This window comes from Bacillus sp. 05T31, from assembly GCF_056396725.1.
Window position 1 is genome coordinate 1 of sequence record NZ_JBFTMA010000749.1, and the last position, 2,106, is coordinate 2,106.

A 2,106-nucleotide genomic window follows, 5' to 3' on the forward strand; every position below is an offset into this window, starting at 1 on the left:
TATTTCCATTAAATTCACATTCAATAAAGAAAGCAACACTATCGCAATGAACACGATAGGTAARAATAGAACATTTAACCTTACTAAAGCCGCTCTCGATCCTGCTACTCCATAAATAACAACTAATAAGAAGAAGAAAGAGAGTAGCTGTATTGGTGTATCACTAAATAAATATGTTTGTGAAATAATTGCAATCATTCGCGATTCATATGCGGTCAAAGCAGCAAATGTTAATACTAAAATGCTACTAATTGTGTATGCAACAGGCTTCGTCAAATGTGCACTTGTATATTGAACAAAGTTTTGTTTTGGGAATAAAATAGCTATCCTCGTTACAAACCAACCTAAAACCGCACATATCAATCCACCCAAAAGCAAAATAATCCAACCGTCCGAAAATAAAGTTTGGTCAGCAATATCTCGAGGCATAGATAATGCACCTATACCGATAATTGTTGACGATACCGCAAAACCAAGTTCCCGAGATCCAATTTCTTCATCTCCATATTCAAATGGTTTCAATTACTCTCGCTCCTTTGGGCGTAATGTAGAGTCTTTCGTTTGTAAATATTCTGGTCTCTCTTTTAACATTGATTTTGGTAGGCGAACCAATTCTTCTTCCCAATCTTTATAAAAAGCAGGAGCAATAGGTGTTGTATACGGTACCCCAACACTCTTTAAATTTGTAATATGGATCGCCAGTGCAATAAGAGCTAAAATGATTCCGTATAACCCAAAAGCAGTTGCAGCTAACACGAAGACGAAAAGTAAAATTCGAAATGTAATCGTAATGCTATATACAGGAAGTGAAAATGTAGCAATTGCGGTAACCGCAATAATAATTACTAAAAACGGATTTACAATCCCCGCATTTACTGCCGCTTCTCCAATTACAAGACCGCCTACGATGCCAATTGTTTGTCCCATCGGTTTCGGAAGCCTAATCCCGGCTTCTCGTATTAATTCCATCGTTAATGCCATCATTAACGTTTCTATATAAGCAGGAAACGGTACCCCTTCTCTCGCTCCCGCAATGGAATAAGCTAGTTTAGATGGGATAAGCCCTTGATGATACGATACAAGCGCTACGTACATGGCAGGTAATAAAACAGCAGCGATACCTGATCCCATACGTAACATTCTTAATAACGTTCCAATTACCCAACGCTCATAATGATCTTCTACAGATTGAAAAATATCAACAAATACTAGTGGAGCTATAAGAGCAAATGGTGACCCATCTACTAAAATGGCCGCTTTCCCTTTCGCCAATGCAGCCACTATATTATCTGGTCTTTCTGTATTTAAAAACTGCGGAAACGGCGAYAAATTATTATCTTGAATTAATTGCTCAATCGTTCCTGTCTCAAAAATGACATCTGTCACTATTGATTGAAGACGCCGATCTAGCTCKTTTACGATGTAAGGGTTAATAATATCTTCTATATATACTAGGGTTACTTCTTTCTGCGATCGCTTCCCCATAATATAAGATTGAAACCGTAACTTCGGATCACGTAAACCACGGCGAATTAACATTTTATTCACATTAATATCTTCATTTAATCCAACTCTCGGTCCACGTATTAAATCTTCTGTCACTGGCGGTTCTAGACTTCTTTTCTCCCAAGCCCTACTGTTAACAACAATAGCCGTTTGAATATTATCAATTAATATGACTGTATCTCCTGCTAAAACCGCATTTATAATATCTGGAAAAGTTGTCTTCCTACCGACTTCTGCAATAGAAATAAAACGATCCAATAATGTCTGAACCACAGCTGCTTCATTTGGTATTTCTTCATATTGAAGTGTACGAACTACATATTTATAAACATTATCCTTATCTGTCAATCCACATAAAAAAACAACCGCACAACGTGTAATGCTACCAGCAAGAGCAACTTCTCTAATTGTTAAATCATTAGGTGAACCTAACTCATCTCTAATTTCCTTCATAACTTCAAACAAGTTACCTTTTAGCTCTAACAATTTCCCCACCTAACTTCCTTTTCAACAAGTTTTTAGTTAGATTCCGCTAATAGAAGAAAATATATACAAAAAAGAGCTATCTCTTTTCGAAGATAGCTCTAACACGCGTGTTAC

Annotated in this window: 2 protein-coding genes; both read right to left on the reverse strand. The window is 36.8% G+C overall.

Annotated elements, in window-relative coordinates; genetic code table 11:
- On the reverse strand, nucleotides 1-522 hold a 522-nt coding region (locus AC1DJR_RS27715; protein WP_477004016.1), incomplete at its 3' end, for an endospore germination permease.
- Nucleotides 523-2,001 carry a spore germination protein GerLA gene (gene gerLA / locus AC1DJR_RS27720; protein WP_477004017.1) on the reverse strand — a complete coding sequence of 493 codons (1,479 nt, stop codon included), beginning with the start codon at nucleotides 1,999-2,001 and terminating at the stop codon, nucleotides 523-525. It abuts the gene before it with no gap.
- Nucleotides 2,002-2,106: the final 105 nt, after the last annotated feature.